Origin of the sequence: Paenarthrobacter sp. NPDC058040, from assembly GCF_042885775.1 — a bacterium.
In the GTDB taxonomy this organism is placed as follows: domain Bacteria; phylum Actinomycetota; class Actinomycetes; order Actinomycetales; family Micrococcaceae; genus Arthrobacter.
In genome coordinates this window covers 24,164-51,127 of the sequence record NZ_JBHVRN010000016.1, presented here as the reverse complement: position 1 = coordinate 51,127, position 26,964 = coordinate 24,164, and the positions used below count along the sequence as shown (strand labels likewise).

The 26,964-nt window shown below is 59.5% G+C and carries 28 protein-coding genes; 12 read left to right on the top strand and 16 right to left on the bottom strand.

All coding sequences use genetic code 11. The features are described 5' to 3' along the window. Positions 1-48: 48 nt before the first annotated feature. The 5 genes from ACFVSJ_RS20355 to ACFVSJ_RS20335 all read left to right on the top strand — a co-directional run bounded on the left by ACFVSJ_RS20355 (position 49) and on the right by ACFVSJ_RS20335 (position 3,851). The gene (locus ACFVSJ_RS20355; RefSeq protein ID WP_387438965.1) at positions 49-354 is read left to right on the top strand and encodes a DUF433 domain-containing protein; all 306 of its coding nucleotides are present in this window, start codon (positions 49-51) and stop codon (positions 352-354) included. After that, a complete protein-coding gene (locus ACFVSJ_RS20350) occupies positions 351-764 on the top strand; it encodes a hypothetical protein (protein ID WP_387438885.1) in 414 nt (137 codons plus the stop codon). Before ACFVSJ_RS20355 ends, ACFVSJ_RS20350 begins: the two co-directional genes overlap by 4 nt. 164 nt (positions 765-928) lie before the next feature. Next, the gene (locus tag ACFVSJ_RS20345; protein ID WP_387438884.1) at positions 929-1,720 is read left to right on the top strand and encodes a DUF4145 domain-containing protein; all 792 of its coding nucleotides are present in this window, start codon (positions 929-931) and stop codon (positions 1,718-1,720) included. Positions 1,721-2,062: 342 nt separating this feature from the next. Further along, positions 2,063-2,272 (top strand): hypothetical protein, encoded by a 210-nt coding sequence (locus ACFVSJ_RS20340; protein ID WP_387438883.1) that lies wholly within the window; start codon positions 2,063-2,065, stop codon positions 2,270-2,272. Between the two features lie 982 nt (positions 2,273-3,254). Beyond that, positions 3,255-3,851: an HNH endonuclease gene (locus ACFVSJ_RS20335; RefSeq protein WP_387438964.1), complete on the top strand. Its 597-nt coding sequence runs from the start codon at positions 3,255-3,257 to the stop codon at positions 3,849-3,851. A 607-nt stretch (positions 3,852-4,458) separates the two neighbouring features. Here ACFVSJ_RS20335 and ACFVSJ_RS20330 read toward each other — a convergent pair. Further along, positions 4,459-4,791 carry a helix-turn-helix domain-containing protein gene (locus tag ACFVSJ_RS20330; protein ID WP_387438882.1) on the bottom strand — a complete coding sequence of 111 codons (333 nt, stop codon included), beginning with the start codon at positions 4,789-4,791 and terminating at the stop codon, positions 4,459-4,461. Between the two features lie 50 nt (positions 4,792-4,841). On the opposite strand from ACFVSJ_RS20330, the gene ACFVSJ_RS20325 reads away from it, so the two are divergent. Next, on the top strand, positions 4,842-6,146 hold the full coding sequence (locus ACFVSJ_RS20325) for an endonuclease domain-containing protein (protein WP_387438881.1): 1,305 nt from the start codon (positions 4,842-4,844) through the stop codon (positions 6,144-6,146). Between the two features lie 1,275 nt (positions 6,147-7,421). On the opposite strand, the gene ACFVSJ_RS20320 is transcribed toward ACFVSJ_RS20325, so the two are convergent. From ACFVSJ_RS20320 to ACFVSJ_RS20310, 3 genes are all read right to left on the bottom strand, one after another. Beyond that, positions 7,422-7,847 carry a helix-turn-helix domain-containing protein gene (locus ACFVSJ_RS20320; protein WP_387438880.1) on the bottom strand — a complete coding sequence of 142 codons (426 nt, stop codon included), beginning with the start codon at positions 7,845-7,847 and terminating at the stop codon, positions 7,422-7,424. Further along, complete coding sequence (locus tag ACFVSJ_RS20315) at positions 7,814-8,101, bottom strand: hypothetical protein (RefSeq protein ID WP_387438879.1); 288 nt, start codon at positions 8,099-8,101, stop codon at positions 7,814-7,816. Before ACFVSJ_RS20315 ends, ACFVSJ_RS20320 begins: the two co-directional genes overlap by 34 nt. Positions 8,102-8,360: 259 nt before the next feature. Then, positions 8,361-8,591 (bottom strand): helix-turn-helix domain-containing protein, encoded by a 231-nt coding sequence (locus tag ACFVSJ_RS20310; protein ID WP_387438878.1) that lies wholly within the window; start codon positions 8,589-8,591, stop codon positions 8,361-8,363. Between the two features lie 180 nt (positions 8,592-8,771). Here ACFVSJ_RS20310 and ACFVSJ_RS20305 point away from each other — a divergent pair, with 180 nt between their 5' ends. Together ACFVSJ_RS20305 and ACFVSJ_RS20300 are read left to right on the top strand one after the other, a co-directional pair. Further along, on the top strand, positions 8,772-9,449 hold the full coding sequence (locus ACFVSJ_RS20305) for a hypothetical protein (protein ID WP_387438877.1): 678 nt from the start codon (positions 8,772-8,774) through the stop codon (positions 9,447-9,449). After that, a complete protein-coding gene (locus ACFVSJ_RS20300; protein WP_387438876.1) occupies positions 9,436-10,581 on the top strand; it encodes a tyrosine-type recombinase/integrase in 1,146 nt (381 codons plus the stop codon). The genes ACFVSJ_RS20305 and ACFVSJ_RS20300 overlap by 14 nt, the downstream gene beginning before the upstream one ends. Positions 10,582-10,767: 186 nt before the next feature. On the opposite strand, the gene ACFVSJ_RS20295 is transcribed toward ACFVSJ_RS20300, so the two are convergent. After that, positions 10,768-11,457, bottom strand: a complete 690-nt coding sequence (locus tag ACFVSJ_RS20295; protein WP_387438875.1) for a ThuA domain-containing protein — start codon at positions 11,455-11,457, stop codon at positions 10,768-10,770. A gap of 307 nt (positions 11,458-11,764) precedes the next feature. Here ACFVSJ_RS20295 and ACFVSJ_RS20290 point away from each other — a divergent pair, with 307 nt between their 5' ends. Together ACFVSJ_RS20290 and ACFVSJ_RS20285 are read left to right on the top strand one after the other, a co-directional pair. Continuing rightward, positions 11,765-13,042 carry an MFS transporter gene (locus ACFVSJ_RS20290; protein ID WP_387438874.1) on the top strand — a complete coding sequence of 426 codons (1,278 nt, stop codon included), beginning with the start codon at positions 11,765-11,767 and terminating at the stop codon, positions 13,040-13,042. A gap of 364 nt (positions 13,043-13,406) precedes the next feature. Further along, entirely contained in the window at positions 13,407-14,657 is a 1,251-nt protein-coding gene (locus ACFVSJ_RS20285) for an MFS transporter (protein ID WP_387438873.1), read from the top strand. Positions 14,658-14,676: 19 nt separating this feature from the next. Here the strand turns inward: ACFVSJ_RS20285 and ACFVSJ_RS20280 are convergent, their stop codons facing one another. The 7 genes from ACFVSJ_RS20280 to hisD form a co-directional block, all read right to left on the bottom strand. Continuing rightward, entirely contained in the window at positions 14,677-15,696 is a 1,020-nt protein-coding gene (locus ACFVSJ_RS20280) for a Gfo/Idh/MocA family protein (RefSeq protein ID WP_387438872.1), read from the bottom strand. After that, a complete protein-coding gene (locus ACFVSJ_RS20275) occupies positions 15,693-15,896 on the bottom strand; it encodes a hypothetical protein (RefSeq protein ID WP_387438870.1) in 204 nt (67 codons plus the stop codon). The genes ACFVSJ_RS20280 and ACFVSJ_RS20275 overlap by 4 nt, the downstream gene beginning before the upstream one ends. Positions 15,897-16,009: 113 nt before the next feature. After that, on the bottom strand, positions 16,010-17,518 hold the full coding sequence (locus tag ACFVSJ_RS20270) for a CoA-acylating methylmalonate-semialdehyde dehydrogenase (protein ID WP_387438869.1): 1,509 nt from the start codon (positions 17,516-17,518) through the stop codon (positions 16,010-16,012). An 80-nt stretch (positions 17,519-17,598) separates the two neighbouring features. Beyond that, positions 17,599-18,759, bottom strand: coding sequence for an iron-containing alcohol dehydrogenase (locus tag ACFVSJ_RS20265; RefSeq protein WP_387438868.1), 1,161 nt, complete (start codon positions 18,757-18,759; stop codon positions 17,599-17,601). Continuing rightward, entirely contained in the window at positions 18,749-19,066 is a 318-nt protein-coding gene (locus tag ACFVSJ_RS20260; protein ID WP_387438867.1) for a hypothetical protein, read from the bottom strand. The genes ACFVSJ_RS20265 and ACFVSJ_RS20260 overlap by 11 nt, the downstream gene beginning before the upstream one ends. A 43-nt stretch (positions 19,067-19,109) precedes the next feature. Beyond that, the gene (locus tag ACFVSJ_RS20255) at positions 19,110-19,322 is read right to left on the bottom strand and encodes a hypothetical protein (protein ID WP_387438866.1); all 213 of its coding nucleotides are present in this window, start codon (positions 19,320-19,322) and stop codon (positions 19,110-19,112) included. A 92-nt stretch (positions 19,323-19,414) separates the two neighbouring features. After that, positions 19,415-20,653 carry a histidinol dehydrogenase gene (hisD, locus tag ACFVSJ_RS20250; RefSeq protein WP_387438865.1) on the bottom strand — a complete coding sequence of 413 codons (1,239 nt, stop codon included), beginning with the start codon at positions 20,651-20,653 and terminating at the stop codon, positions 19,415-19,417. A gap of 322 nt (positions 20,654-20,975) precedes the next feature. Here hisD and ACFVSJ_RS20245 point away from each other — a divergent pair, with 322 nt between their 5' ends. Both ACFVSJ_RS20245 and ACFVSJ_RS20240 read left to right on the top strand, forming a co-directional pair. Further along, positions 20,976-22,427, top strand: coding sequence for an aspartate ammonia-lyase (locus ACFVSJ_RS20245; protein WP_387438864.1), 1,452 nt, complete (start codon positions 20,976-20,978; stop codon positions 22,425-22,427). Positions 22,428-22,436: 9 nt separating this feature from the next. Beyond that, positions 22,437-23,396 carry a LysR family transcriptional regulator gene (locus tag ACFVSJ_RS20240; protein WP_387438863.1) on the top strand — a complete coding sequence of 320 codons (960 nt, stop codon included), beginning with the start codon at positions 22,437-22,439 and terminating at the stop codon, positions 23,394-23,396. Between the two features lie 142 nt (positions 23,397-23,538). Here the strand turns inward: ACFVSJ_RS20240 and ACFVSJ_RS20235 are convergent, their stop codons facing one another. The 4 genes from ACFVSJ_RS20235 to ACFVSJ_RS20220 all read right to left on the bottom strand — a co-directional run bounded on the left by ACFVSJ_RS20235 (position 23,539) and on the right by ACFVSJ_RS20220 (position 26,958). Continuing rightward, the gene (locus ACFVSJ_RS20235; RefSeq protein WP_387438862.1) at positions 23,539-23,703 is read right to left on the bottom strand and encodes a hypothetical protein; all 165 of its coding nucleotides are present in this window, start codon (positions 23,701-23,703) and stop codon (positions 23,539-23,541) included. 116 nt (positions 23,704-23,819) lie between these two features. Next, complete coding sequence (locus ACFVSJ_RS20230) at positions 23,820-24,680, bottom strand: carbohydrate ABC transporter permease (protein WP_387438861.1); 861 nt, start codon at positions 24,678-24,680, stop codon at positions 23,820-23,822. Beyond that, positions 24,677-25,543, bottom strand: coding sequence for a carbohydrate ABC transporter permease (locus ACFVSJ_RS20225; RefSeq protein ID WP_387438859.1), 867 nt, complete (start codon positions 25,541-25,543; stop codon positions 24,677-24,679). The genes ACFVSJ_RS20230 and ACFVSJ_RS20225 overlap by 4 nt, the downstream gene beginning before the upstream one ends. Positions 25,544-25,647: 104 nt before the next feature. Beyond that, complete coding sequence (locus tag ACFVSJ_RS20220; protein ID WP_387438858.1) at positions 25,648-26,958, bottom strand: ABC transporter substrate-binding protein; 1,311 nt, start codon at positions 26,956-26,958, stop codon at positions 25,648-25,650. Positions 26,959-26,964 lie beyond the last annotated feature (6 nt).

Below are 26,964 nucleotides of genomic sequence, written 5' to 3'. Positions count from 1 at the left end.
ACCGACGCTTCGGGTAACTCCGTTGACCTTGTTCGTTACAAGGGCCAAATGGCTGCCTTCACCCTCGCAGATATCTTCCGTCCCTTCGCGAATCTTCAGAATCAGACTGTCGGGGACTTTGAACATCCCCGGCCCCGTTTGGCGGTGAACGGCGAACGCCTCGGCGGTTGGCCAACCATCGAAGGGACCCGGGTTCCCTATGATGTCGTAACCCAGTTCCTCGGCGAGCAGCCTGACGAAGAAGATTTCGATGATCTCCAGTACTACTATCCCAACGTCAGCCGTGAGGCGGCCGAGGATGCCGTCGATTTTCAAGTAGAAGTCAGCGCCGTCAACCGGGGGTCTGTCGCTTGAAGTTTCTCCTCGACGAGTGCGTGTCTGACCGACTCCTGCCTTCTTTGGAGGCTGCCTTCAGAAACTGTCAGTTCCACTCAGTGGCGTCCTTGGATTGGCGCGGCACTCTTGACCCGAAGCTGTTTGAGGCAGCCGCCGAGGCGTCATTTGATGTTCTGGTCAGCCTCGATCATAAGATCCTTCGTGTAGATCACGAACGGAATGCCCTGCGTAAGGCCGGGCTGCACTTCGCAGCCATCGAACGTCCTCCTGTTGGCGTCAGAGGCAGAGACTTCAACGCACTTGTCCTGGCGCAGCTTGTATCCTGCCTGACGCTTGTTCTCCGAACGTCACCCACAGCGCCCACGCTTTTCCGTCTTGGTGCCGTGCCACATGACCACACAAAAAGACTGACTCTGGAACACATTTAAGTGCGTGCAGATGGAGGCATTGTGGAACCGCTTGGCGCCTTGCCGCGTGTATCCATCTCGTCGCAACCAGAAAAGGATGCTTTGGGTATGCTCTTCATGCTGCAGTCATGTCAGTACTTATTTACCGGGCATTGCCTCAGGCCAGGCTAGGGGGAAAAGGAATGGTGAGCTACGACCTCAAGGTCGTCCAAAGGTTCGGCCACGAGATCGAAGGAGGCGCGCAGTGGCCTCGTCCCCACTGCCCCGTCTGCCGAGAAGGCTGTGTCTCGTGGGATAAGCCAACGGCGACCGAGAACAACCAATCCAAGGAGCTGTGGGACTTCCCGGGCTGGGAACCTGATTGGATTTCCGGCAGGATGTACGTGACTGGCCACTGCGAGAACGGCGCCTGCGAACAGCTCATGGCTGCCGTCGGAAAGTACAGGGTGGGCGTATCAACGGCCATTGAAACTACACACAGCCAACACCATGGCGAGTTCTATTCTGAGTACTACAAACTGGAATATTTCAGCCCGCCGCTTATCTTATTAACCCTTCCTGAGGTCGTTCCTGGAAGCGTTAGAGCTGCCGTCGAAAGAGCATCCCCCATCCTCTTCGCCGATCCGAGCTTCGCAGCAACCGCTCTGCGCGGTTCGGTCGAACGTTTCATGTCAAGCCAGGGAATCCAGGCATTTAATCACAAGGGAACGTGGCAGCCTCTTCATACCCGCATTGACACCTGGGAGGCAGAAACGAAGAGCCATCGAGCAGCCGAACTGCTCCGTGCTGTCAAATGGATCGGAAACGAGGGAACCCACGACGGAGAACCACTCACAGTCAACGACGTAATCGATGGATTGCAGTTCATAGAGGCAGCATTTCACGAGCTGTTTGTGGCCCCCGAGATAACCGAACGGATGCAAGCCGTCAATCAGGCTAAGGGGCGATATCAGGCCAAGGGGCCAACCCCGGCCTGACGCGATATGGCACGACTCTGGAACTTCTGATCCCGTACGGTACCCTAGGCGCTATCACCGGCGGGCGGGCGCCCGCAGGAATTGAGAGTCTCCCCCCACCCTTTCGGGACGAGCTGCATCGGGGCAAGGGCATGGTAGTTGTCACCTATGTAGAACCGGTTATCGGCCTCAACGGTTGCCATCATTGTTGATTCCCAGATGCCGGTTGGACCAGACGCATCAGACAAGGCAGATATCACCCTGTAATGCGTCGAGATGATGCACTCATGGACTGCTCGAAGTCGCCACCAAGGGCTTTGGCATGCTCTTTACGGCAGTCACTGGGAAAGGGATGATCATTTCATGCCAGTCGCAAGCGTTGTGCGCACACTCAAGGTCACGTCGTGGGCACTGGTTGCCCTCGGCTTCCTGCTGCTGGCGACCGGCGTCCTGAGTGGCTTGTGGGCCTGGACCTACATCGCATTGGTAATGGCAATGTCGCTTGCGGAGTCGATACTTAGGGGCCGCGAGGAAATCCGACAGGAACGGGCCCAACAGACGAACGCCGAGTAGGGTCGGACATGCCCACGGCTCAGTCAGCAGCACCTGTCAAGCAAGTAATCGCGTGGGCACAGCGACACTTAGGAGAGAGCCATTCCTACCCCGCTGGCGGTGACATTCGTAGTGGTGCCTGCCGGCTCAGCAGCCCCACAGGAGGCCGTGTGCGCCGAAATTCTGACGACGCTTCGATTCCCTCCGGGGCAGGGTAGCTCGACCAAACACACGTGCATTTTCGCCGTGCAACCTGGTCTCCGCGATCGAGCATCCTCGATCCCCACGAGAGACGGTTGGTTCTGGGGATGGGCCACGCGTACTGCATCTGAGTGACGCAAGTGCGCTCTGCGTTCTTCCGCGCAAGAGACGCGGGTTAGTTTCCCTCCCCACCTCGCCCTCCTAATCGCCCTAGCTCGTACGAGAGACGCAGGTGACTCCGAAAAAGGAGGCACGACGATACAAGCCACGGACGCTTGTCTTGACGGCACGGTGTCAATGGCCATTAGTTTCTGCCCACGGGCGGCCAGTTGATGTTCCCGCTGGTGGCCAGCAAATTCTGCCCGGGGATGGCCAATGGATCTGCCCGCTGAGCTTGGCGACGCACCGCGTCAGGGTGGGTATATGCCATAGGTGCCCGCGAGCAACTAAGTAATCGGTGGGGGTATGACGGCCAGGACGTTCCGTCCGGAGGCCCCGCTACAGATCCCAGATGGAGACACTCTATGGTCTCCCGCCGAGCCCCACCATCACTGGTAGCTTGTCAGCCCGCCGCTCCGGTGTTGGCTCCCGCAGCCGCCAGTAGCCAACACCCACCAAATGCCTAAAGGGTCACTGCCCACCCAGCAATCGAAAGCAGCCCGAAAACCGCCCAGTGACGCCGGGGAACCGGGGGCCGGATAGGCTGAGGGGGCTGAAAAAGTGGGACAAGGATGGAAGCGATTTGGCTAAGGGAAAGACCTGCTTTAAGGGCGGCTGCGAGGCACCGGCAATCAAGCGGGACATGTGCGAGAAGCATTACAAGGCGTGGTTGCGTAAGCAGCCGCAGTGTCGGGCGGAAGGCTGCACCACAAGGTTGTTCCCCAAGGACAGGAAAACGAGATCCGACTACTGTCGGCCCCACGAGCAGCTTGCTCTCACGACCAGATCCAAAGCTGCCCAAGAGAAGACACTGGCCAGATTCCTTAGTGCCATCGAACCTGACTGGGTGTATGGCTGCTGGTTATGGCGAGAGACCCCTGATGACGGTTACGGGAAGTTCCACGCTGGCGGGCCATGGCTAGCCCACCGCTTCGCCTACGTCTGGTTCTACGGTGGCCACGCCAAGGGTAAGACTCTGGACCACATTTGCAACCGTAAGCTCTGCGTGCGGCCAGACCACATGCAGGTTGTCACCGGGACTGTAAACACCAAGCGCCGCGATGCGAGAGCCTTTGCTCCCGCCGGGACGGCCTGGCTCTTGGGCCACATCCCTGTCAGCCCGGAAATGGACGCGTGGGCCGAAGCCAATGGCCTGCCCTACGGGAACCCGGCCGGGATGGGAGACCTTGCCGGTTTCGCCGGGGTTCCAAAACGTCCCGAGATTGGTCGCCCCAGGTAACCCTTCCCAGCAACAACGCGGAATCCTCGAACAACCCGAGGCAGTAATTCAGGATCTCCTCAGCATCAAGCAAATGAGCGTGAAGACAATGCTCTGGGCCATGCTCAAAGCTAGGTTTGCCTCCATCGGTAGGGCGACTCCCGGCGGAGGGCCTTTTGCCTACGGTCTGGATGGTCAGCCAGTTGAGCATGGGCATATGGTCCGCAACATTACCCGCCGGTTGGGCAGTTGCTTCGCCGACCAAGACGTTAAACACAGGCACCGCGCGTAACTTCGTTTCAGTGATTCGATTCGCGCCACCTTGAAAGCACTAATCCGAAAGGGAGTAAGCTCGCCGAGGAGTCCGCGCCAAAAGTCCACGGCACACCCCACCCCGGATCCTCAGAGAGCAGCCGCTCTTAAGTACCGGCCTCATGGCAGGGACTTCAGTGTCCGTAGGCGGGTGAGATGCCAAGGTACATCGTCGTCTCCGTCCGGCACTCCCTGATGAACACCGCAGCGGTTCAGACGTGGCGCGTCAGGAACGCGGTGGTTGGTACCGCTTCGTTCCTGACCCCTAGGGTTAGTGACCATAGGGTAACCGGCCCACCCGTTGCCTGGTCTGAAGTTATCCGCCCAGGTGTTTATCGCTGCTTTTCATCGCCCTACGCCCCCCACGATACGGACTAGTGGAAGGAGGTCGATCCGCACTTACGAGGAACTCCGCCACGTCGCACCCGAGTACGGCAGCTATGTCCCATAGGCGCTCATAGGCCAAGCTTTTCCGACCCCATTCGATTCCGATGATCATGTTCCTGCTCAGCCCGGCTTCCAAAGCCAAGGCTTCCTGTGACAGACCCTGTTCAAGGCGCAGTTCGCGAATGCGCCCGCCGACCTGCTCCCTCCTACTCGCCCATCGGAGCACCTGCTCCTTCGACAACTGATCCGGGCGGGTAGGCATGCATCTATGCCAACTAATATTGTCAGGGTTGTCTGCTCCACTAGTGACACATGCAAGATATTGAGAACGAAGGAGGATTGTGCAAGGTGACGGCATCCAACGGTGGCGAAGACCAACTCGATTTCGCGAATGAAGGAAAGCAGATGCTGGAAGGAGGCGTTCGTCAAAAGCCTTTCGATGACGGCGTCAGAGCGCGGAATTGCAACGGTCCCGGGCGTAACGGCCAACAGATTTGTGGCAAACCCACAGATACAAAAACCTCTGAGTTATGTAGCTCGCATCGACTCCAGCAAAAGAAGAACGGGACACTGAAACCGCTTCGAACCAGAACGGAAAAGTCAACCTGCATCGGTCCCGGTCAGGTGATTAGCCCATGTGGTCGTAAGGTGTACTTCCGCCCAGCGGGACGCGACGACGGCGTCTGCAAGACCCATCACGAACAGATGCAGCGCCGGGGGTTTATGACGCCGATAGAGTTGCGGTTGCCCCCGCTGACGAGTACTTGTACGGGACCCGGCATCGTCAGCGGGACGGTCTGCGGACGCCCGTCGGAAGCCCGGGATTCGCTTCTATGCTCGCCGCACGACCGACAGCTCAAGAAGAATGGAGACCTCAAACCGATCCGGAGGGTCAACACTCCCGACGGCCCCTGCACCGGCCCGGGACCCGGCGAAACCCTGTGCGGGCGCCCTATCACGAACAAGGGCCTCGGACTTTGTTCCGGTCACTACGCTCAGCACCATAAAGGTAAGGACCTGACACCGCTCAAGGTGGTTCGGAAACGCGGCGACGTTGCGTCGTGCCTCTTTCCAGGCTGTCGATACAACGACGCTCCTGGCGGCGAGGGATACTGTCACCATCATTGGCGCCAGAATAAGAACGGCCATCCCCTGACCCCCTTACAGGGGAGTTCCCACAGAGGTCGGTCCGTGCTTAGGCGTGACGAGAACGGTAACAAGCTCTGCATTGGCTGCGTGGAATGGAAACCTGAAAACGGTTTCTCTAAGGCATCCGCTGCCACAGATGGGCTTAACTACATATGCCGCCAGTGTCACTCTTCCAAGAGGCGGAATAGGGTCTACGGCATTGGCCTCGATGAATACGAGGCCCTGCTGTTCGCCCAGAACGGGCACTGCAGACTCTGCCCCCATACGCCAAACGCGGAGATGCCTCTCGTGGTAGATCACAACCACAAATGCTGCCCCGGTCCCGCTTCCTGCGGACACTGCATACGCGGGCTTCTGTGCCAAAGGTGCAACCAAGGCCTAGGACTGCTGCAAGAAAACGCCGAGATACTACTGCTTGCTGCCGCATATGTGCTGCTCAACGACTCCGCACTTACGCTTCTTAGCTGAAAAATGCGGCAGGCTGAAGACTACCCTCCGCCCCGTTGGCCAAAAGGACGATCTGCATGCCGCACTGGATACCCAGTCACTGCCGACCGCGTGAACTGAACTGACCAGTAGATACAGGGTGGTGGGCATCGGGCCCGCCTCCGCGTCGCGCCCGTGCGAGCGCCTTTGGCATGGGCCCGTCGTTCCGAACCGGACCCAGATCACCATCTGCAACAGCAAGCTTTGGTTCACGAGGTCCTACACGCGGATGCCGGACGACAAGAAGAAGCCTTTTCGCCGGCCCTTTCAGGTCTGACCTCTCGAGGCGTTCGGCCCTCACGGGACTGTCCTAACGCAAATTATCTGACGACGGTATTCCGCGTGCAGTCCCGCCCCCAGCAGGGGCACAGTCGTCGTCAGAAATTCGCTGCGTACAGCCCGTGGTGACCTATACAGCGCGGATGCTGGGTGAGAACTTAGCTCCATGGCGGGGGCTCCACGAGCGCCACCCATTTGCCCGCGGCACAGGGAAAGTGTTCACAACTGGCTGACACTGGGCGCAAGGGGGGTACACGCGGGAAAACCCCAGCTGATGACCCCAAGCCGCCTGCGCAGCACAGCGCCGGCACAGCCCCAAACCGACATAGCGCCTCTTCAGCGTGTCGAAGTACTTGGCTTGACTCGGGCTTTCCACCGAATCGTGGGATGGCTTGGACATAGGCGTGATTTCGCCTTCCTTAGTGTTGACGCCGCCACATTGTGGCAAACTGTTTGGTCGGTGAGAAATGCGCATTAACTAAGCGGAGCTTGCTCCGCCCTTCGGGCTACGCGGCACTCCGCTGTTCCTTCACAGGCCGAATGCGCATGGCTGACTAGGGTGTGGCCGTGCCGAAGGCGAGGCCACACTCTCCTTGCCTGAATGTCATCTCCTGCCTGAGCAGGAGGATTGGAATTCACGGTCCCGGGCCCCTCTGGGGGCCGGAACGCCGGGCCGCCCATACCAGCTACAGGCAACGCCCGCGCCTTTCGGGGCAAGGGCGTCGCCTGCGCTTGGCTGGTGAAGGGACAGCGTGTTGCTGAGGTAGTTGAACTGCGGTAGTCCCATAAAGTAGAACTACTGAGGTAGTTCTACTCTGAGGTAGTTGCCCTGAGGTTGTTAGGGAACCGTTTGGTCTGGGTACCTCCCCATGTCTGTACGAGGTAGGGATACCTCGACCATTGCGAGGTAGGTACCTGCGGGAGGATCAGCACCCAGTACGGCCTGAAGCACCTACCCAAAAACCCTGCACGCGTTGCCTACGGCTCTTCAGCTGCTTCGTCAAGCCCATGAATAGACCGAAACCAGGCGTCCGAATGCATCTCGGGTTCGCCACTCTTGGCCGTTACGTTGGGCTCCGGCCCAACTGGGACAGGCGTTGCAATGACGTACGCCATGGAGTTGTCGAACCGCTGCTGCTTGATAAGGTATCCCTTGGATTCGGCAAAAATTGTGTGCCTCGAAATGGTAGCCTTCGAGAGCCCAGTAGCCTTGGAAAGGGCCCGCAGTGACGGAATGGCCCTGCCCGTTGTGTTGTTGGCAAAACTGGCAATCGCCCAGCACACGGCCCGTGTTGTCGTGGGAAGGTCCGAGTTACTAATCGCCGTCGCGTACTGCAGTGGCCGCGAAGGAATTCCCTGAATCGGAATCGTCACCCGACCTCCCCAGGAAGGGTCAGCCGCCATCCGGCTGAGTAGCGGTAGTCGTTCCCGAAGTACCTCTCCAGGTACCCCGCGGACTGAAGTTCAGCAATACCGTCCAGAACAACATCATCCCTGCGCTCGCGTCCGAGCAGTGAATTCAGCTTCTGCCAGTTCCTAGTGGCAATGCGCCCGATACCCATGGAGCGCCCTACTGCGGCCGCCACCGCGCACGCCCTGGTGCTCACATTGAAGTCGCCGTTGACGGCCTGAATCCAGTTATCCCTGTACGTATTCACCCCGAAGCTCACTTGCCACCAACTCCGCTGACGAAACCGGGAACCGTGAGGATCGAGGAAAAACTCGGCCACGAACGGTGCGTGGCGGTGAATGGGTACATGCGTCTCCTAAATGAATGGGTGTGTCCCGTGGGACTCGGTTATTGGTGCCGCGCGCTTGGACCGGGTGCGGACGGCTGCGGCCGTGATGCCGAAACGGCGAAATCGGGTGAGGTTCGGGTGAGCCGCTCACCGTTGCTCGTGCTGGGACATCTGTCAGCTATCGCGTTGCCCTCTGCTGACGTGCCCAGTTCATGACGTCGTCACGCAAGTAGCGGCACTGGGAGCCGAACTTGTGGAAGCGGGGACCGGTCGCCCGGCCGGACTGCGCCAGCCACTTCTCGGAGACATTGAGATAGGCCGCCACCTGCTTCCTGGTCATGTACGGCGACACAGGCAGGGATCCGACGAGCGCATTCGAGTCCGGGCCGGCACTGGCAGGGGTGTTCATACTTGGATCTCCTTCTATAAGCACAGCTAGGCTGCCAGCTGTACTGTGTGTTATGTCGAAGAGTTGTACCGCGTTCTGCGGGATTCTTCGGTGGTAGGAACTACGTTAACGGCCTAGCTAACGAAAACCGGGTGAAAAAATACAGCCGACCTGCCAGCTTTGCTGTGCTACAGTTTGCGCATGAAGTTGCCCTCCCTGCCGCCCCTGAGTCCCAACGTCAAGTACCTCGGGAAAGATTCGGGTCCTGACGAGAAGGCCGCCGGCGTTGAGGGTTCTCCGTACCACCAGCTGTCCGCCCGTTACAGGGTCGACCATTTCCTGGTAGAGATCCGGTGGATCGTTGACCACGAAATGGGCAGCTTCCGCGAACCCCACGAATTGAAAATTGACTTTGACGATCATGAGTACGGAAAAGCACTTGCTGCGCGCGGAGCTGACGGAGGATCCGCACAGCAGGTTGGACCAATAGACGGAATCACCACGTCCCTGTTGCGGTCGATACCCATGGCACATGCGCGTGCTCTCATGCGGGACCGTCACGAGCAGCTCTCCGTGGCATCCATCAAAGATGAAATAACGCCGCTACCAACCCGCGTCGACTCGGAGACGGACTACGTCCACGTGTCAAGCGCCTACGTCGCACTCGGTTCATGCTCGGTAGAACCCATCAAGCGGCTTGCCGAGTGGACCGGGGAGAGCGTCGACACGTGGTCGGCCAGACTGCGGCGAGCTCGCTCCAAAGGAATCCTCGAAGGCCGGGGCCGCAACTCGCGGATCGCGCCGTCCTTCATCAAACAATCGAACGAAATCTGGTCGACCCTGCGCAAACGCAAGGACACTTCCGATGGCCGTCACTAAGCTCTCCAGCGGCAGGAAGCGCTGGCAAGCAGACTGGACCACCCCAGATGGACGTCGGCACCGCAAATGCTTCTTCACCAAGAGGGAGGCCGAGGATCATTGGCACGAGATGACGCGGGCTGTCCGAAGCGGCACATACATCGACCCCAAGGCAGCGACCAAGCTCACCGTCGATGGCCTCTATCAGGAATGGATCCACAGGATCTCTACAATAGGCGCAACTGGCCGCAAACCGGCGAGCCCCAAGACTGTAGACAACTACAAGCGCTGCTATGAGAATTACGTGGCTCCGCGCTGGGAGTCGACGCCAATCAATCAGGTGCGATACGACGATGTTGCGGCATGGGTTGTCAGCCTCAAAGGCCGGGACGGGAAGCTTGCTGGTGTCACCACAAGGCGCGAAGTAGGCCTGTACTTCGGGCGGCTCATGAACCACGCCGTCAAGCGACGCCTGCTATCAGCCAACCCAGCGAAGGACGCCCTCGGCCAGACAGACTACATACCAGCACGCGTAAAGCAGCGCGAACATGTGTATCTGACGATGCCTCAGCTGGCAGCCCTCGCCAAAGCGTGCGAAGGCTTCGAACTCATGGTCATGCTGGCTGGAACGTGTGGCCTCAGGTGGGGTGAGATCACCGCTCTTACTCACGCGGATCTCAGACTCGGAGCGAAGCCGAGCTTGAGCGTAAGCAAAGCCTATTCCGAAATCGGCGGCAAACTAGTCCTCGGCCCCACAAAGAGCGGAGAAACCCGGGTTGTGCCATTGCCGAAGGTTATAGCGGAACGACTTGCGGCCACCGTCGAATCCGCGTCCCCCGGAACACGCGTGTTCAGCGGCGGGCGAGGATCAGCGCTGCGCAACGGCACCTGGACCAAGCGCCACTACTCCCCCGCAATCGCACGCGTCCGGGCTCAAGATCCAGACTTTCTCCGCCCAACATTTCATGATCTCCGCCATACCGCCGTCAGCCTGGCAATCAGCTCTGGAGCTAACATCAAGGTTGTCCAGCGAATCGCTGGCCATGCGAGCGCTACCATGACGTTGGACACCTACGCTGGCCTCTTTGACCACGATCTCCACGACAGCGCCGAGCGTCTGAATCGAGCCTTGCAAGAGATGAACTGGAAATAGCTTCGTCACTTTTTCGACACCTTACCGGCTTTAAGCCCTATAGATCACTGCCTACAGGTTTTCACTCGTAATGAAAAGGTCATCAGTTCGATTCTGATAGGAAGCTCGGTTGAACCCCCTGGAAATCAAGGATTTCCAGGGGGTTCTCATTTTTTCTCTCGACAGGCCTGACTACGTACTAGTGATTTAGCCGTGGTCGCGTCGTGCCCACAGGAATCCGCGCCGCATGATTTCCTGCACCGGGTCGGCCGTGAGATCTTCGAGGTAATGGCCAAGGGCGCTGTAGAAAATTCGCCCCTTGCCCCAAGTCTTGGTCCAGGCTTGAGGCATTCGCTGCCCGGCGAGCCATGGCATATGCTCACCATCAAAGACGGTTTCGAGCAACACATGATTGCGGGGGTCTACATTCATGTAGTACTGCTCACTCGCGGCGCTGAAGTCCTCAATATTTTCCGTGATGGGATGGTCCCTATCGACCACGTAGAGCGGGTATGGATGCCGCGTGCCTTCTCCCGCAGGATGGTAGAAGACATCAGCGCCGAGCATCATGTGATACATGACGCTCCCGCGAAATGCGGCGCCACCGCCGTGCCATGAAGCGAATCCAGTTCCAGACTCGACCGCGGTGAGGAGCCTGTGTTCCTGGGACGGGGTCAGCGTCTCACTCAGCAGCGCGTTATTCCAGTTGTTGATGATGAGGTCGTAACCGGTCAGATCCTGATCCAGAACAAAAATGTCATTGGACTCTTCGACGGCAAATCCGAGACCTTCAAGTGTCGAGCGTGTCCAATCGGCCACGCCGTACGGGTTGTGGCCGGGCCACCCGCCAAATAGGTAAAGAGCCTTAGTCACCGTTTCTCCTACGACGTAGTTCATCCGGGCTTCACTAAGACGGAATGCGCCCGCCCGAATCAGACTACAAGCTTACCCCCACAAAAGACGGTCAAAGCTACAGCTTGCCTTATGTGAGATCATGCATCCATAGACTTGCGATCCGCGCTACCATAAGCTTATCTTTTGGATATAAGATTTTCTCGCATGCAAGGTTTTAGCAGGAAATCGGTGCACTATGCCAAGTGCCGTTCGGCCCCGGATTGCCGTACCGCCTGCCCCCTAGCCCTGCTCGGCCAGGTTTCGGGCGTCGCGATGGATCCGTCGGGGAAGCAATCTATGGAGAAGAGCTATGACCCTCACGAAGACGCTGGCCAATAAAAGCGCTGTATCGCCCTCTCAGCTGCGGCGTGCCCGCATCGCCACGTTCTACGGGTACTTCCAGATTGGCGTGGCCCTCAACATGTGGTCCGCAAGCACGTCTTCGCTCCAGCGCAGTTACGGCTGGGTTGGATCCGACGGGACGGTCGATGCCTTCCATTTCGGCATGCTCACGACGGTGATCGGCGTTGGAGCCGTCATCGGAAGTTTTGTCGCCGGCCCCCTGGTAGACCGCCTCGGACCGCGAGCGGTGATATGGCCACTTCTCGTCCTCTTCCCCGCCAGCTTCTTCCCTCTGGGACTCACGGATTCGTTCGTGAATTCGCTCCTCCTGGGAGTAGCAATTGGGCTGGTGCGAGGAGGGCTTGATACCGCGACAGGAGCGCTTGCCGTCGCACTCGAACGTCTTTACAACCGGCCTCTCATGGCAGGCTTCCAAGCGATCTTTCCCATCGGCGGCTTCCTGGGCGGATGGGGCTCAAGTGCCTTGCTCGTCGTCCTGAACGTCCACGGCTCGCCCCTGCCACTCTACGGAGTTGAAGGATTTATCCTTGCCGCCGTGGGCGCCTTTGTCGGCTTCTGGGTCCTCGATAGAGACCAGATCGCTCCCCCTGCACGGGAAGACGGTCTCGTAGACCATGGTCGCGGCCGCGATACCTCCAAGGGCTTGTTGGCGCTGGCCGGAGTACTTGGCGGGATGCTTGTCCTTTCGATGTGGGTCGAGTCCTCAATCTGGGATTGGGGTCAAACGTTCAGCGTCGAGGTGTATGGATCAACCGCTGCGCTGGCGGCTGTGGCGATTTCCTTCTTCTCCCTCGGGGAGTTCGCCGGACGCATCGTCTGCGACCGCTTTGTCATGCGTTTCGGCGAAGTTCCGGTACTTCTCGTCAGCGGTCTCGTTGGGATCCTAGGTGCAGCCGTGCTCATCCTGGGGCGGGGGGACATTGCGCTGTCCGGCGGCATGTTCCTGGTGGGCGTCGGCGTCGCCAGCATGGCGCCCGTCATGCTCTCGAGCGCCGGACGACTCGATCCGCTCAATGCCGGCAGGAGCATTGGCGTTGTAACCGGTGTTGGCTATGTTGCGATGCTCGCCGGACCGCTCGGAATGACCCTTGTGGTCAGCCTCTTCGGCTCAGCATCGATCCCCTTCGTTGCACTTGCCTTGCTGATTTTCATTGTTGCCATCTCCCCCTTTGTCTCCCGGATTCTTCCTACCGGGCGCGTAGACGCCCAGAAGACGCTGGACTAAAGCCCCTGCTTCAGGGAACGCGGCCAGCACGGCCGAAGCGATGAGAAACGCAATGACCGTGCTGAAACCAGTCCCTGCGGCACGGGCGTCTATGGTGATGAACCGGGGCCATGACAGGTCGACTTGACCATCACAGGCCCACATGGCGTACGATCGTACACATGGCTCGGCGTTGCCAATCTGGCACGTTTCTTCCTTGACGGGTCGTCCGGTGAGGCCAGTGCCGCGAGCCATCGGTCTGATGCGGTCGATTGTGCGTAGATGTCGCCCTCTTCCACTCGTGGGAAAGTCGCAATCCAGATTCGATCAAAAGATCATTTTCGAGCAGTAGCCGCTGACTTTACCGTCAATCGAAAGAACAGCAATGACTTCTTACCGCAAACCTCAGCCGCACTGGAGCCTTAGGGCTGCGCGGTTCGGCGTCTTCGGGGCCTTCACCATCGTTGGATTCCTTACCGCGATATGGCTTGTGAACATCCCCGATATCCAGGAACGAACGGGGGTCTCGCATGCTGTCCTGGGTGGCTTGATCCTCCTATTGGGACTTGGAGCTCTTGTCTCAATGCAGTTTGCGGAGCTGTTCATCAGGAAGTTCGGGAGCCGGAACTCTGTGTTGTTCGGACTGTTGTTGCTGGTGCTGACGGTCAATCTGCCAGGCTTGGCAACGGATGCGCTCTCACTGGGTAGCGCGCTGTTCGTCTTCGGTTTGGGACACGGCATTACGGACGTCGCGATGAACCAGCACGCGGTCGTGGTTGAGAGAGGCTTCAAACGCCCCATCATGTCGGCTTTTCACGCGTTTTATTCTTTGGGAGGTGCTCTCGGAGCCGTGGCCGCTGCGTGCGCACAATGGGCCTCCCTGGACCTGCCATGGATTCTGTTGCTCGCCTCCATCGTGGCGGGCGCGGGGACTCTCTGGTCGGTGCGGTTGTTGCTTCCCACCGCGGAGGAAGTCCGTATGGAAGCCTCCCATACCCACTCCGGCGCGCAGGTTTCGGAGGAGGCTGCCGAAGGTCAGGTCAAGCGCGGACGAATCGTCATCCTTGCGGCACTGGCGTTCCTGATACTCCTCTCGGAGGGGGCAGCAAATGACTGGAGCGCCTTGCAGACCGTTGAGCACTTACAACAGTCAGAAGCCGCCGCAGCGTTGGCTTACGGCGCTTTCGCTGCCGCCATGACAATCGGCAGGCTTGTCGCCGATCGCATCTCCCACGCCGTGGGACCCGTCCACGTAGTCCGCTACGGTTCCCTGGCCGCCGCCGCGGGTATGCTGACAGTGGTTGTGTCATCCGTATACCCGTTGTCGCTGGTCGGATGGATGCTGTTCGGGCTGGGACTGTCGGGGATCATCCCGCAGATCTACACCGCTGCTGGGGCAGCGGGAAAAAGTGACTCCGGCAAGACACTTTCCCGGGTTGTCAGCTCCGGATATCTGGGCCTCCTCGCGGGTCCGGCCGTAATCGGTTGGCTGGGTGGCCTCGTGGGACTGACTCTGGCCTTTGTACTTCCCCTGCTCTTCTGTGTACTGGGTGTAGTGCTGGCTAAAGCGGTGGCTCCGGACAGGCCATCCCTGTCGAGAGAAGGCAGTATCCCCACAGCGGTGGACCAGGGCTAATAGCCCCTGTCGTGCCGGGTCAGCGGGAGGTATGCTCGACTGGCTCCCGCTGACCCGAGGCCGCGGACTTGAGTATGGACAAGCAGAGTGCCAAGGTGTTGGCGGCGTCCACACCGTCGACGATTGGACGGGTGCCCGTCCGAATGGCGGCCCGGAAATGGTCGAGTGTGATGTCGTATGTATGTCTGCGATCCGCGACGTTTACCTCCCGTGTCCCTTTGGAGTCCGTGAGCATCACCGCTCCCTTAGGTTCGGGGGTCATGATGTCGTTGCCCAGGACACTTCCCCTGTCACCATTGACCTCGATGTACGACGTGGTGAAGGGCAACGTGAAAGAGTCTTGAAAGTCGACCAGGACTCCCCCTCCATACCGGATGGAGGAACTGCAAGCATCCTCCGTCGCAGACGGTCCCCAAGGCCCCTGGGATAGTGCCGAGGCAACAACATCCAGTGGCGCGGTACCCACCAGCGGATTGACCACGGACGCATTATGGCAGGAAAGATCCATGACCACGCCGGCGCCTGGGCCACCAGCCAGACGCCAGCCCCTCAGGCGTTCCGGGAGCAGGGTGGAGTGGCGAACATTAATGCTTAGCAACTGCCCAATCGCACCATCGGCCACAAGTTCGCGGATCTTGCGGTGTGTCCCGGCCGCCGGCAGATGATGGTTCACTGCCAGGACAGTCCCGTTGTTTTTGGCTGCGTCCCACATGGCGAGTGCGTCTCCAAGGTTTGTAGCAATCGGCTTCTCGCAGAGAACATGCTTTCCGGCGACCATCGCCGAGATGGCTTGTTCCTGATGGTGCTCATTTTTGCTCGAAATGTAGATGGCGTTTATTTCCGGGTCGGCAAGTAGTGCCTGAATGTCGGTCGTGTGTTTCGGGATGTCGTTGCGGCTGGCGTACGACTCCGCGTGGCCGCGGTCGCTGCTGACAACATAGACGACCTTGTCTCCCACGCGACGCATGGCCGGAATCATTCGTGCAGCGGCGATGTCGCTTGCTCCAACGAGTCCCCATACCAGGGGCTGGGCGCTCATCTCTTGGGCTCTTTCGCAGTAACGGTCCGCGGGAGGTCGCCGTCGTCGGTGAAAGACATCCACGTGGCTGTGAGGCCGCCGGCGCCCATCATGAGCAAAGCCAAACCGAGCGCGAGGGGCAGGGTTGATGTGGCGCTGATCGAAAGGAATGCTCCCGTAGCTGCACATCCCAGCATCAGGTATTTGAACGACTTGATCATGCGGGCCAACTTTCCTTTTGTTGTCTGTCATAACGGTCCGTTGCCGGATGCTGAAAAGGTGGCCCCGGAGTGCTTTCCGGGGCCACCTCACGGGCCAAGGGCCCTGATGCGGTTCAGTTGGAGGGGAAGTTGTAGGAGGCGCCGGAGGCGTGGTGGGTTTCGGGCCAGCGGGAGGTGATGACTTTGCCTCGGGTGTAGAAGGAGACGCCTTCGGGGCCGTAGATGTGTTTGTCGCCGAAGAGGGAGGCTTTCCAGCCGCCGAAGGAGTGGTAGGCCACCGGGACGGGCAGGGGGACGTTGATGCCGATCATGCCCACGGTGACCGAGCGCTGGAACTTCCGTGCCGCGGCGCCGGAGGAGGTGAAGATCGCGGTGCCGTTGCCGTAGGGGTTGGAGTTGATCAGCGCGATACCATCCTCGAGGGTGTCGACCCGGACCACCACGAGGACGGGTCCGAAGATCTCCTCCTGGTAGGCGGTCATTTCGGTTTTGACGTGGTCGATCACGGTGGGGCCGACCCAGAAGCCTTCTTCGTGGCCCGGGACGACGAGGTCGCGGCCGTCCACCACCATCGCAGCACCAGCTTGCTCTGCTTCGGTGACGATCCGGAGGATGCGTTCCTTGGAGGCCGGGGTGATCACCGGGCCCATCTCGGCGCCAGGCTCGGTACCGTTGGTGACCTTCACGGCCAGGGCACGTTCTTCGACCTTCTTCACCAACAAATCGGCGGCGTCCCCGACGACCACGGCAACGGAGATCGCCATGCACCGCTCCCCCGCGGAACCAAAAGCAGCGGCGGCGAGGTGGTCCGCGGCGTTGTCCAGGTCAGCGTCCGGGAGCACGATCGCGTGGTTCTTCGCCCCACCCAACGCCTGGACCCTCTTGCCGTGCTTGGTAGCGGTTTCGTGGACGTACTGCGCGATCGGGGTCGACCCCACGAAGGAGATACCGTCCACGTCGGGGTGGGTCAGCAGGCCATCGACGGTTTCCTTGCCGCCGTGCAGGACCTGGAACACCCCATCGGGCAGGCCGGCCTGCTGCCAGAGTTTGGCGAGCAGCAGAGACGCGGACGGGTCCCGCTCGGAGGGCTTGAGGATGAACGCGTTACCCGTAGCGATCGCCATCGGGGCCATCCACAACGGCACCATGACCGGGAAGTTGAACGGGGTAATACCCGCCACCACGCCCAGGGGCTCCCGGAAGGAAAACACGTCAATGCCGGTGGAGACCTGATCCGAATAATCACCCTTCAACAAGGAAGGAATACCGCAGGCGAACTCGATCACTTCCAGGCCACGGCCGATCTCACCCTTGGCATCGGAGAGGACCTTGCCGTGCTCGGCCGTGATCAACCCGGCGAGTTCATCGACGTGGGCTGCGACGAGCTCACGGAATTTGAAGAGCACCGCGGTGCGCTTGGCCAGGGAAATATCACCCCAGGAATCAGCGGCTTTGCGGGCAGCGGCAACAACCGTGTTCAGGTCGTTCTCGTTCGCCAGGCGCAGCTCGGCGGTGACCTGCCCCGTCGCGGGGTTGTAGACCGGCTGCGTGCGGTCGCCCTCACCCGTGGTTTCGGCACCGTTGATGAAATGGTTGATAGTGGTCAAAGTGGTGGTGGTCATGCTTGGTCCTTTGATTTGGTGTTTTGGCCAGGAATCTTCAGTCCCCGGACGGGGCGGTGTTGGGTCCGGGCGCAGGGATGTTAGGCGAAGATTTTTTGGTAGATCCCTTGGATTTGTTCGGCATCCGGGACCAAAGGGTTGTTGCTCGGCGAACCGGAGGACAGCGCTTGCTGCGCCATCAGGGGGATCTTTTCTTCCCACGAAGCCCGGTCGATTCCGAAACCATCGGGAGTCGGGACCTCCAAGTCCCGGTTGAGGGCATGGAGTTCGGCAACCAAGGCGCCAGCGGCGTACTGGTCGGAGACACTGGAACTGACAATGCCGAGTGCTCTGGCGCAGTCCGCGTATCTGGATTCGGCGGCTGAGACAGAAAACTCTGTGACTGCTGGAAACAGCATGGCGTTAGCCAGGCCGTGTGCAACGTGAAAATGAGCGCCGATTGGACGGCTCATGCCGTGGACGAGGGCGACACTGGAGTTTGAGAACGCGATGCCTGCCTGCGTTGAGGCAAGCATCATGGCTTCCCGGGCTTCTGCATTGGATCCGTCAGCGTAAACGCGACGCAGGTTGGCGCCGATCGTCCGGATTGCTGAGAGAGCAAAGCCATCTGAGAAGGGGTTTGCCTTCCGGCTGACGTAGGCCTCGACTGCATGGGTGAGCGCGTCGATTCCGGTATCAGCCGTTAGGCGGGCCGGCATGGAGAGCGTGAGTTCGTAGTCGATGACGGCTGCCACGGGCAGGAAGGAAATCCCGGCGCACAGCATCTTTTCGTGTGTTTCAGAATCGCTGATGATGGAGAACTGGGTGGCCTCCGAACCGCTTCCGGCTGTGGTTGGAATCGCGACGACGGGCACGGCTGGGCCGTTGTTGTTCCGTGGGGCCTTATAGTCACGCATTTGCCCGCCCTGGCGGCTGAGAATGCCCAGAGCTTTTGCTGTATCGATGGCACTGCCACCACCGAGTCCGATGATGAGGTCGGCGTCGTGTCGGCGGGCTGCTTCGACACCTTCTGTCAAGGAATCCGTTGTCGGGTCAGGAACTACACCAGAAAATACCGCTGCAGCATGGCCGTCGTGTTCGATCGCCTTCACGATTCTCTCAACGTGGCCTGTGGTCAGCATGAAAGAGTCGGTAACGATGAGCGGCCGGGACGCTCCAAGCTCGTCAACCAGCGCGCCGACTTCGGTAACTGCCCCACCTCCGACCTTCATGATTCTGGGGAGAGCGACGTTAGCGATCATTAGGCACCTCTTTGTGTTCATGGTGCAGCAAGGGTTGCGTGGTTGCTGCGAAGGTATATATGGGCAAGGACCAGATTTCGAAGCCGTCCGACTTGTCGATCATGTGCCGGGTAAGTGCACCGTCGGCCGCCAGCCAGAGGACCTCACCATCTTGAGTTACGTCGTCAACCACACCTGCTTGGGACGGATGGTAGTGGTGCCTGGCCTGGACAAACATGCCCTTGGTGAGGAGCCAGTCGTTTTGACGGATCAGGCCGGTGCCGTCTGGGGTGCTGGAGTTGTTGAGGTACATGGCGAATCGGTCCATTGTTGTAGTTGGGGCCGGGCGGTGAGCGGCGACGACGGCGGGGCTATCGAGTCCACTGGCTGCGGCTGGGTCGCTGGACGGGCAGATGGCTGCCTGCGTAAAGAGTGCTGAACAGGCTGCCGCTTGGCAGCATGGTCGTGTGACTGACAGAGACGTTCTTCTCAGCAGTTGCACCGCGAAAGAACTGTCTAGCCGTGGCGAGCCACCGGGCGGCATGTTCACTCTTGCCTCGGCGATGCTTGGGGATGATGCTCATTCTGTGCTCCTCGGTTGTGACCGGGCTACGCTGCCAGGTTGGTAACCTCCGGTGGAGCGCCCCCACTCGGGCGCCCCACCGAAGCTGAGGGTCTAGGAAGCCCAGGCCGGTCGTTTACCGGCCGCGCGGGCAGCCCGGATATCACCTGACCGGGCGTGTCCTTCGAAGTTTTCTGCCCGGGCGGCCCTGCCGAGCAGCTCTCCAAGTTCTGCGCTGGCGGCTGCGGACGTGACTTCCTGGTAGGTCACCGTCTTGAGGTACTTTCCAACCCAGAGCCCGCCGGTGTATCGGGCGGCGTGCCGGGTGGGAAGTACGTGGTTGGTTCCGATGACCTTGTCGCCGAATGACACGCAAGTGTTTTCACCAAGGAACAAGGCGCCGTAGTTGATCATATTGTCCAGGGCTTCGCGTGGGTTGCGGGTCAGGATCTGGACGTGCTCGCTGGCAAACTCGTCCGCGACTTCATAGGCCTCCTTGAGGTCATCGACGAGAATTACTTGGCCGTGATCGCGCCAGGCTACTTCGGCAACTGCCCGAGTTGAAAGCCCGACGAGCTGTTGCTCGATCTCCCCGAGGACCTGCTCGCCGATTTCGCGTGAGGTCGTAACCAGGATGGCAGGAGAGTCCGGGCCGTGCTCTGCCTGGCTGAGCAGGTCGACAGCGACGAGGAAAGGATCGGCCGTTTCGTCTGCAACGATCAGGACCTCGGTCGGGCCGGCGAAGAGATCAATACCGACCTCGCCGAACAGCTGACGCTTGGCCTCGGCAACGTAGGCGTTGCCTGGACCGGCAAGGAAGTCCACCGGTGCTATGGTCTCGGTTCCAACAGCCAAAGCGGCTACGGCTTGGACGCCACCGAGCAGATAGATCTCATCGGCGCCGGCGAAGTGCATGGCAGCAACCGACGCGTCAGGAATGACTCCACCTGCTGCAGGCGTCGCGGCGGCGACCCGTCGGACGCCTGCAACCTTGGCGGTCACGATCGTCATATGCGCTGATGCCAGAAGCGGGTATCGCCCGCCGGGGACGTAGGCGCCCACAGCGTCGATCGGAATGTTCTTCTGACCCAGAATAATTCCGGGTTCAACTTCGGCCTCAAACTCGGTCAGTGACTGCAGTTGCAGCCGGGCGAACCGCTCAACGTTGCGCTGGACCGTCTTGATGTCTTCGACGGTCTGCTCCGGTAGACGCGCGATGGCAGCGGCTATTTGTTCTTGGGACAGCAGGAATGACTCGGGTGACCACTTGTCGAACTTTTCGGAATAGCTCCGAACGGCCTCGTCGCCGCGGTCACGCACATCGGCGATGACGGTTTCGACGGTCTCACGCACGCCCGGAGGAGAGGTGGGGTCCGACACTGTAACTTCTGCATTTTTAAGGGAAGTGCGCAATGGATTCTCTTTCGTTTCTGGAGCCAAAGCGCAGGTAGTGCGTGTGCTCCACGTTACTTTGGAAACGCCTCAACCATAGCATTATCACCGGGTAAGCGACAGACTCGAAAGCTTTTACTTATTTTAGATCCGACCTCTAGCTGTCAGATAAAAGCTAATGCTATGCTTTTCAGCATAAACACAAGGTTAGCTTATACAAGGCTCGAGAGTGGAATCTCGTGGTTCCACGCCTCGCAGCCGACCAAGTCAGGAGTGGTTGAACGTGATCCAGGAAGCGCGCACTCGCGTTGAAACCGATCTGCTCGGCGCCCGCGAAGTCCCTGCGGACGTCTATTGGGGAGTCCATACTCTCCGCGCGACAGAAAATTTCCGCCTTGGCGGCGAAACGGTGGGAGAAACGCCTGGTCTGGTCAGCGCCCTTGCCGCCGTCAAACAGGCGGCTGCTGAGGCCAACGTGGAACTCGGCCTCCTGGATCCCAGCGTCGGTGGGGCGATCATCCACGCGTGCCGCGAATTGAGGTCCGGAAAGTTGGCGGACCAGTTTCCGCTGTCCCTGATCCAGGGGGGCGCGGGAACGTCAACAAACATGAACGCCAACGAGGTGATCGCCAACCGCGCACTGGAGCACCTAGGGCAGCCAAAAGGGTCTTACCGCGTCCTGAGCCCCAACGAACATGTCAACTTGGGGCAGTCAACCAACGACGTCTACCCAACGGCGCTCAAGCTGGCCACCATCTGGAACTGCCAGGCTTTGCTCGCGGCCCTCGATGGCTTTCAGAGGTCCTGTGAAGCCAAGGCTGCCGAGTTCGACCATGTCGTCAAGATGGGAAGGACGCAACTGCAGGATGCTGTTCCGATGACGCTCGGACAGGAGTTCAGATCGTATTCCGTGACCATAGGCGAAGACGTGGAACGGTTAACCGAAGCCGTTTCCCACCTGCATGAGATCAATCTGGGAGCGACGGCAATCGGGACAGGGCTCAACACACATCCCCTCTACGCGGCGACGGTCCGTGAGAAGCTCGAGACCATCACGGGTTTGCCCGTGACAACCAGTCCCGACCTCGTGGAAGCGACGCAGGACTGTGGGGTGTTCGTCCTGATCTCGGCCACTGTTAAGAGGGCCGCCATTAAACTGTCCAAGATCAGCAGCGATCTTCGGCTGCTGTCCTCCGGTCCGCGGGCAGGCCTGGCAGAAATCAACCTCCCTGCCCGGCAGGCTGGGTCCAGCATCATGCCCGGTAAGGTCAACCCGGTGATTCCGGAGCTTGTGAACCAGGTTGCCTTCGAAATCATGGGTGCGGATGTCACTGTCTCCTTGGCAGCCGAAGCAGGCCAACTTCAGCTGAGTGCCTTCGAGCCCATCATCGCCGCATGCCTCTTTCGGAGTATTGACCACTTGCGCGTTGCGGCAATCACGTTGACTGAGGCCTGCATTGCAGGCATCACCGCCAACGAGAGGACACTTGAGGACCATGTTGCCCACAGTATTGGGATCGTCACCGCATTGAGCCCGTACCTGGGTTACCACGTCTCTGGCCAGATAGCTGCCGAAGCCCTGCGGACAGGAACCCCGGTTGTCGATCTTGTGCTTCAACGGGAGCTTATGGATCCTGACCTCTTGGAGCAGCTTCTGCAGCCGCACGTTGTTGCGGGCGGCGGAAGGTTACCGGATCAGCCACCGGTTCCGGCGGCCCTTTCCCGCGACCTATAGGATTGACTTATGACATTGGCCCAGCTTGAAGCATTTGTGGCAGCAGCCACGGGACAGACCTTTACGGCCGCAGCTGCCGAGCTGGGTATGAGCCAGCCGGCCGTCTCGGATCTCATCCGCCGGCTTGAAAGTGAATTCGGCGTGCCGCTCTTTAACCGGAGCGCCCGGGCGCTCGTGCTCACGGCGGCAGGTGAAGAGCTCCTTCCCTACGCTGAGCAGACGGTGTTCTCGGCCAAACAGGGCACGGATGCGGTTAATGCGCTGCTTTCCTTGGGGGGTGGCACCGCAACGTTCGGCCTGTTGCGGAACGCAGAGTTCTATATCCGGCAAGACCTGGCTAAACGGTTCCGCCAGAAACACCCTAACGTCCGTATCCGGCTTGTCGGACAGAACAGCGCCGAGACTGTCAGCGACGTCGTTGGCGGACAGTTGGAGGCGGGCCTTGTCACTCTGCCGATCGAGGACGATCACCTGGATGTGCTGCCATTGGCCCGGGATGAGGTCGTCTATATCAGTGCGAACCCTGAGCGGACGCAAACCCCGCCTGATATTGACGCTATCTGCGAGGCTCCGTTGATTCTCTATGACGCTCACTACGCCCAGACAGACCCCGCCCGGAAGCAGCTCTCTTCCCGTGCCCGGCTTCGTGGCAAAGCCATCAACGCTGGGATTGAGGTGGAGTATCTGTCCGCGGCCCTGTCTTTGGCGGCCGATGGGTTCGGCGACACCATAGCGTGCCGCGCGGCTCTGGAGTCCGAGGTGTATCCCCTCGGACTACATGCGATCTCCATGGCCGACCCGATGTACGACACTCTCGCGCTGATCAAGCGCCACGGACAGTTGCTTTCGCCTGCGACCAAGGAGATGGCGCGGCTTGCTCATTCGGCGCTGATCGACCATCAAACCTCCGATCATGGGACGGCCGAAATCCTCACTGGTGCGCATGACATAGAGGCCTTTCTGGGCTGACATAGAACTTTCTGCGGTCATCCGAGGACGTATCAGGTCGGCCAAAAGGCGGGTGTCACCTCCCGAGGTGAAACCCGCCTTGTCGTCTCTGCAGGGCAAAGACAAGGTCCCTCGCGCGTTGCAGGTCGCAGAAGGCATTCTTCTATCGTCCGAAAATCGGGATTGAGCGCAGCCATTTGGATATCCGACCTGCGCGGTCCTGCTCAGCAGGGAAGTAGAAATCCGGATCGGTTGCACCGAACGGTAAGTAGACGTCGTCGCCGGCTGCCGAGGACGACCTGTCGGACGGCTTGTCTTTGGATTCCAAGGCGTGTGCTCCTTTCGTTCTCGTTATGGGTACATCTGGGGGCTTGGTGCCAGCTGTGATCGTGAAGGGTGGCGGCCGCACGGCTTCGTTCGCGAATTTGCCCGACCGCCACGTGCTTATCGTCCGGCGAGTGACCCGGCAACGCCGCCGACGCTGAAGTACTTGTTCATGGTCGCGAACACTATCGCCGGTGGAAGCATCATGATCACAGCAACGGCCATGACCGAGCCCCAGTCGGTGGAGTGTTGCTGGAAGAAGGTCTGTACACCAATTGGGAGGGTGAAGGTTCCGGATGAACGGAGGAAGATACTGGCAACCAGGTAGTCGTTCCAGGCCATGAGAAAGGTGAAAATCGCCGTAGAGAGTACCCCTGGGAGTGAGTTCCGGAGCACGATGTGCCAGAAACTCCCAAAGACGGATGCACCATCGATCCAGGAGGCCTCTTCAAGGCTGCCCGGGATTCCATCCATATAGGAGGCCATCATCCAGGTGGCCACCGACATCGAACTGGCCACGTACAGAATGGTGATACCGATCAGATTATCCGCCAGCCCCATGCCCGAAAACAGGATAAACAGCGGGATGACGGAAGTGATCACCGGCAGAGACTGAATGACGAAGAGCAGCAGCGAGTATCCTTCGACTAGCCGGCTACGACCTCGGGAGAGAACGTACCCGGCAGGAGCTGCCACCAGGACGGACACGATGACGGTGGCCAAGGTTACCTGGAGACTGTTTAGCAACCACGCGACGACCTGGGTGTCGGCGATGACGTGGATGAAGTTCTCCAATGTGAAGTCCCCGGTCCCGTTGTTGGACCGCAACGACAAAATGAAGGTGCCTGCGATGGGAACCAGGGCAACTGCTGCGATGGCGATCAGGAGCCAGAAACGCTTCCATTTTCCGCGGTCTGCCGGATCGAGGTTCCGACGTACCTGTGCGCTTCCGAGGGTTCGGGGGAGCTGGGTGGTGGTCATTCGACTCTCGACTTTCGGATCTGCCTGAACAGGAAGGTTGCGACCGTCGCCAATGCGAGGGTCATGGTGAAGGCGATGGCTACGCCAGGTCCGGTTTGGAAGTTTTGGAAAACGGTCCTGTACGCAAGCACGACGAGGGTGCTGGTGGAGCCTACGGGTCCTCCATGTGTCAGGAGGTAGATTGCCGGGAATTCGTTGACGCAGAAAATCGTCATGAGAACCCACGAGATGTAGGTCGGCTTCGCGATGATGGGAAGGGTCATGTACATGAACTGCTGACGCGGCGTTGCACCGTCGATCTTGGCGGCTTCGTACACGCTTTCATCTACGGATGTTAGTGCAGCGCTCATCATGAGCATCATGAATGGAAAGTTCAGCCACACGATGAACAAGCAGACAGTGACCTGGGCGAGGAACGGATCTGAGAGGAACCGTACTTCGCCCAGCCCCAGCGAGCGGAAGAGCGTGGGTACAGGGCTTGAGTCCGTACCCAAAAGCCAGTTCCAGGATGTCGAGGAAACTACTACCGGGACGACCCAGGGAAGGAGCAGCAAGGTCTTGATGAGACCACGCGCTGGGACTCTTTTCTGCAAAATAAGTGCTATGCCCAGTCCGGCCAGCCAGCTGCCAAAGACTCCAGTGATGGTGAATACCAACGTGAAGCCGGCGGCCCTCCAGAATGCTTCCCCGCTGAGAACCCGGGCGAAGTTATCCAGCCCGACGAAGTCGCCCGTGTTGATCAGCGATCCGTCATGAACGGATTGGAAGGCCGCGTAGATGATCGGGTATGCGTTGGTCAGCAAGAGGATGAGGACTGATGGCGCGATCAGGATCGCCATCGTGATGCGTGACTGTCCAGGCACGTGCGGCCGCCGCGGCTTGGGCCGGCGGGTTGAGGCTTGGGGCTTCACCCGCTGGGGGATCTGTGATCCCCCAGCGGGTGAGTCAACTACTGAAGATTGGGAAGTCATGATGAGATAACAGCCTTGATATCGCTCTCGAGCTTGGTGAGGGCCGACTTGGCGTCGGTCTTCGCGCCGAGGAGGGTTTGACAGAAATCAGCCATGGCCTGGCCGCCATCGATCGCGGCGAGCTTAGCCGATGATTGGTTTCCCTTGGAAGCAAGTGTTTTCGCGATCGGCTGCCATTTCTTTACGATCTCGAGGTTGGAAGCGCTCTCTGTGAAGAAGGGGGCCTCAGCAATGGACTTGAGCGCTGGGAGCTGTGTGACCAGCTTCTTTTCCCACAGGACCTTCATATTCTGGAGGTAATGCGTGACGAAGGCCTCCGACGCTTCCTGGGAAGGCGTGTTCTTGTACATCATGATGTTGTTGACGTATTGGATCGTTCCCTTGTCTCCGTGAGGTCCCGTCAACGGATCCATCACGACGATGTCCTTATCGCCAATTGCATCGTCAAGACCGAGGTAGTAGAAACCCATGCCGATCTTCTTATTGGTCCATTGAGTGACCAAGTCGTCGTCTTTCAGGCTAACGGCACCAGGATCGGTGAGGCCGGCCTTGACCGCTTCGATGACAAACTCTGATGTTTCGATGTTGCGGTCCGTGAGGATGTCGAGTTCCCCACCGTCGTTGAAGAGGCCGCCTCCATTGTTGATCATGAGGCTCAAGACAGCCATGGGACCGAAGTTGCCGCTACCGCCGCTGATGCCCCAGGCGTAGTATCCCTTGGCGGCGATTTTTTTGCCGGCTTCGATGAACTCCGGCCAGGTGGTTGGGACAGCAACCCCTGCGGCGTCCAGCACGGACTTGCGGTACCACATGGTCTGAATGTCAACAGCCCACGGAATGGCAACAGAACCGTCTGGGGTCTTCATGGCGTCAAGGACGTTGGGCAGGAAGTCGTCATGGAGTCCGTTGGACTTGAACGATTCGATGAGCTTGTCCGCGTACTCGACGGCACCCTGAGCTGCGAACTGGAATGCTTGGAATCCGCCGCCCGTCGAAACGGCCGGGCCGGTCTTGGATGCGATGGCCGAGGAATACGTCTCGTTGAAGCCGTTCCAGAGAACTTGCTGGTAGGAGACGTCTTTGACGTTCCCGGCACCGGTGAACGACTTTGCAAGCTTCTCGGCTTCAGCGGCGTACCCTGAAGGACCCCAAGGCATGTCCCAGAACTTCAGTGTTCCGGAACCTCCGGAGCTGCTGCCCCCGCCTGCTGCACAGGCGGCCAGCGAGGCTGTCAGGGCCGCCGCTCCCGTGAGGGAGAAGAAACCGCGCCGGGACATGTTGGAAACCAGCGAAGAGTTGTTGTTCATTACTAT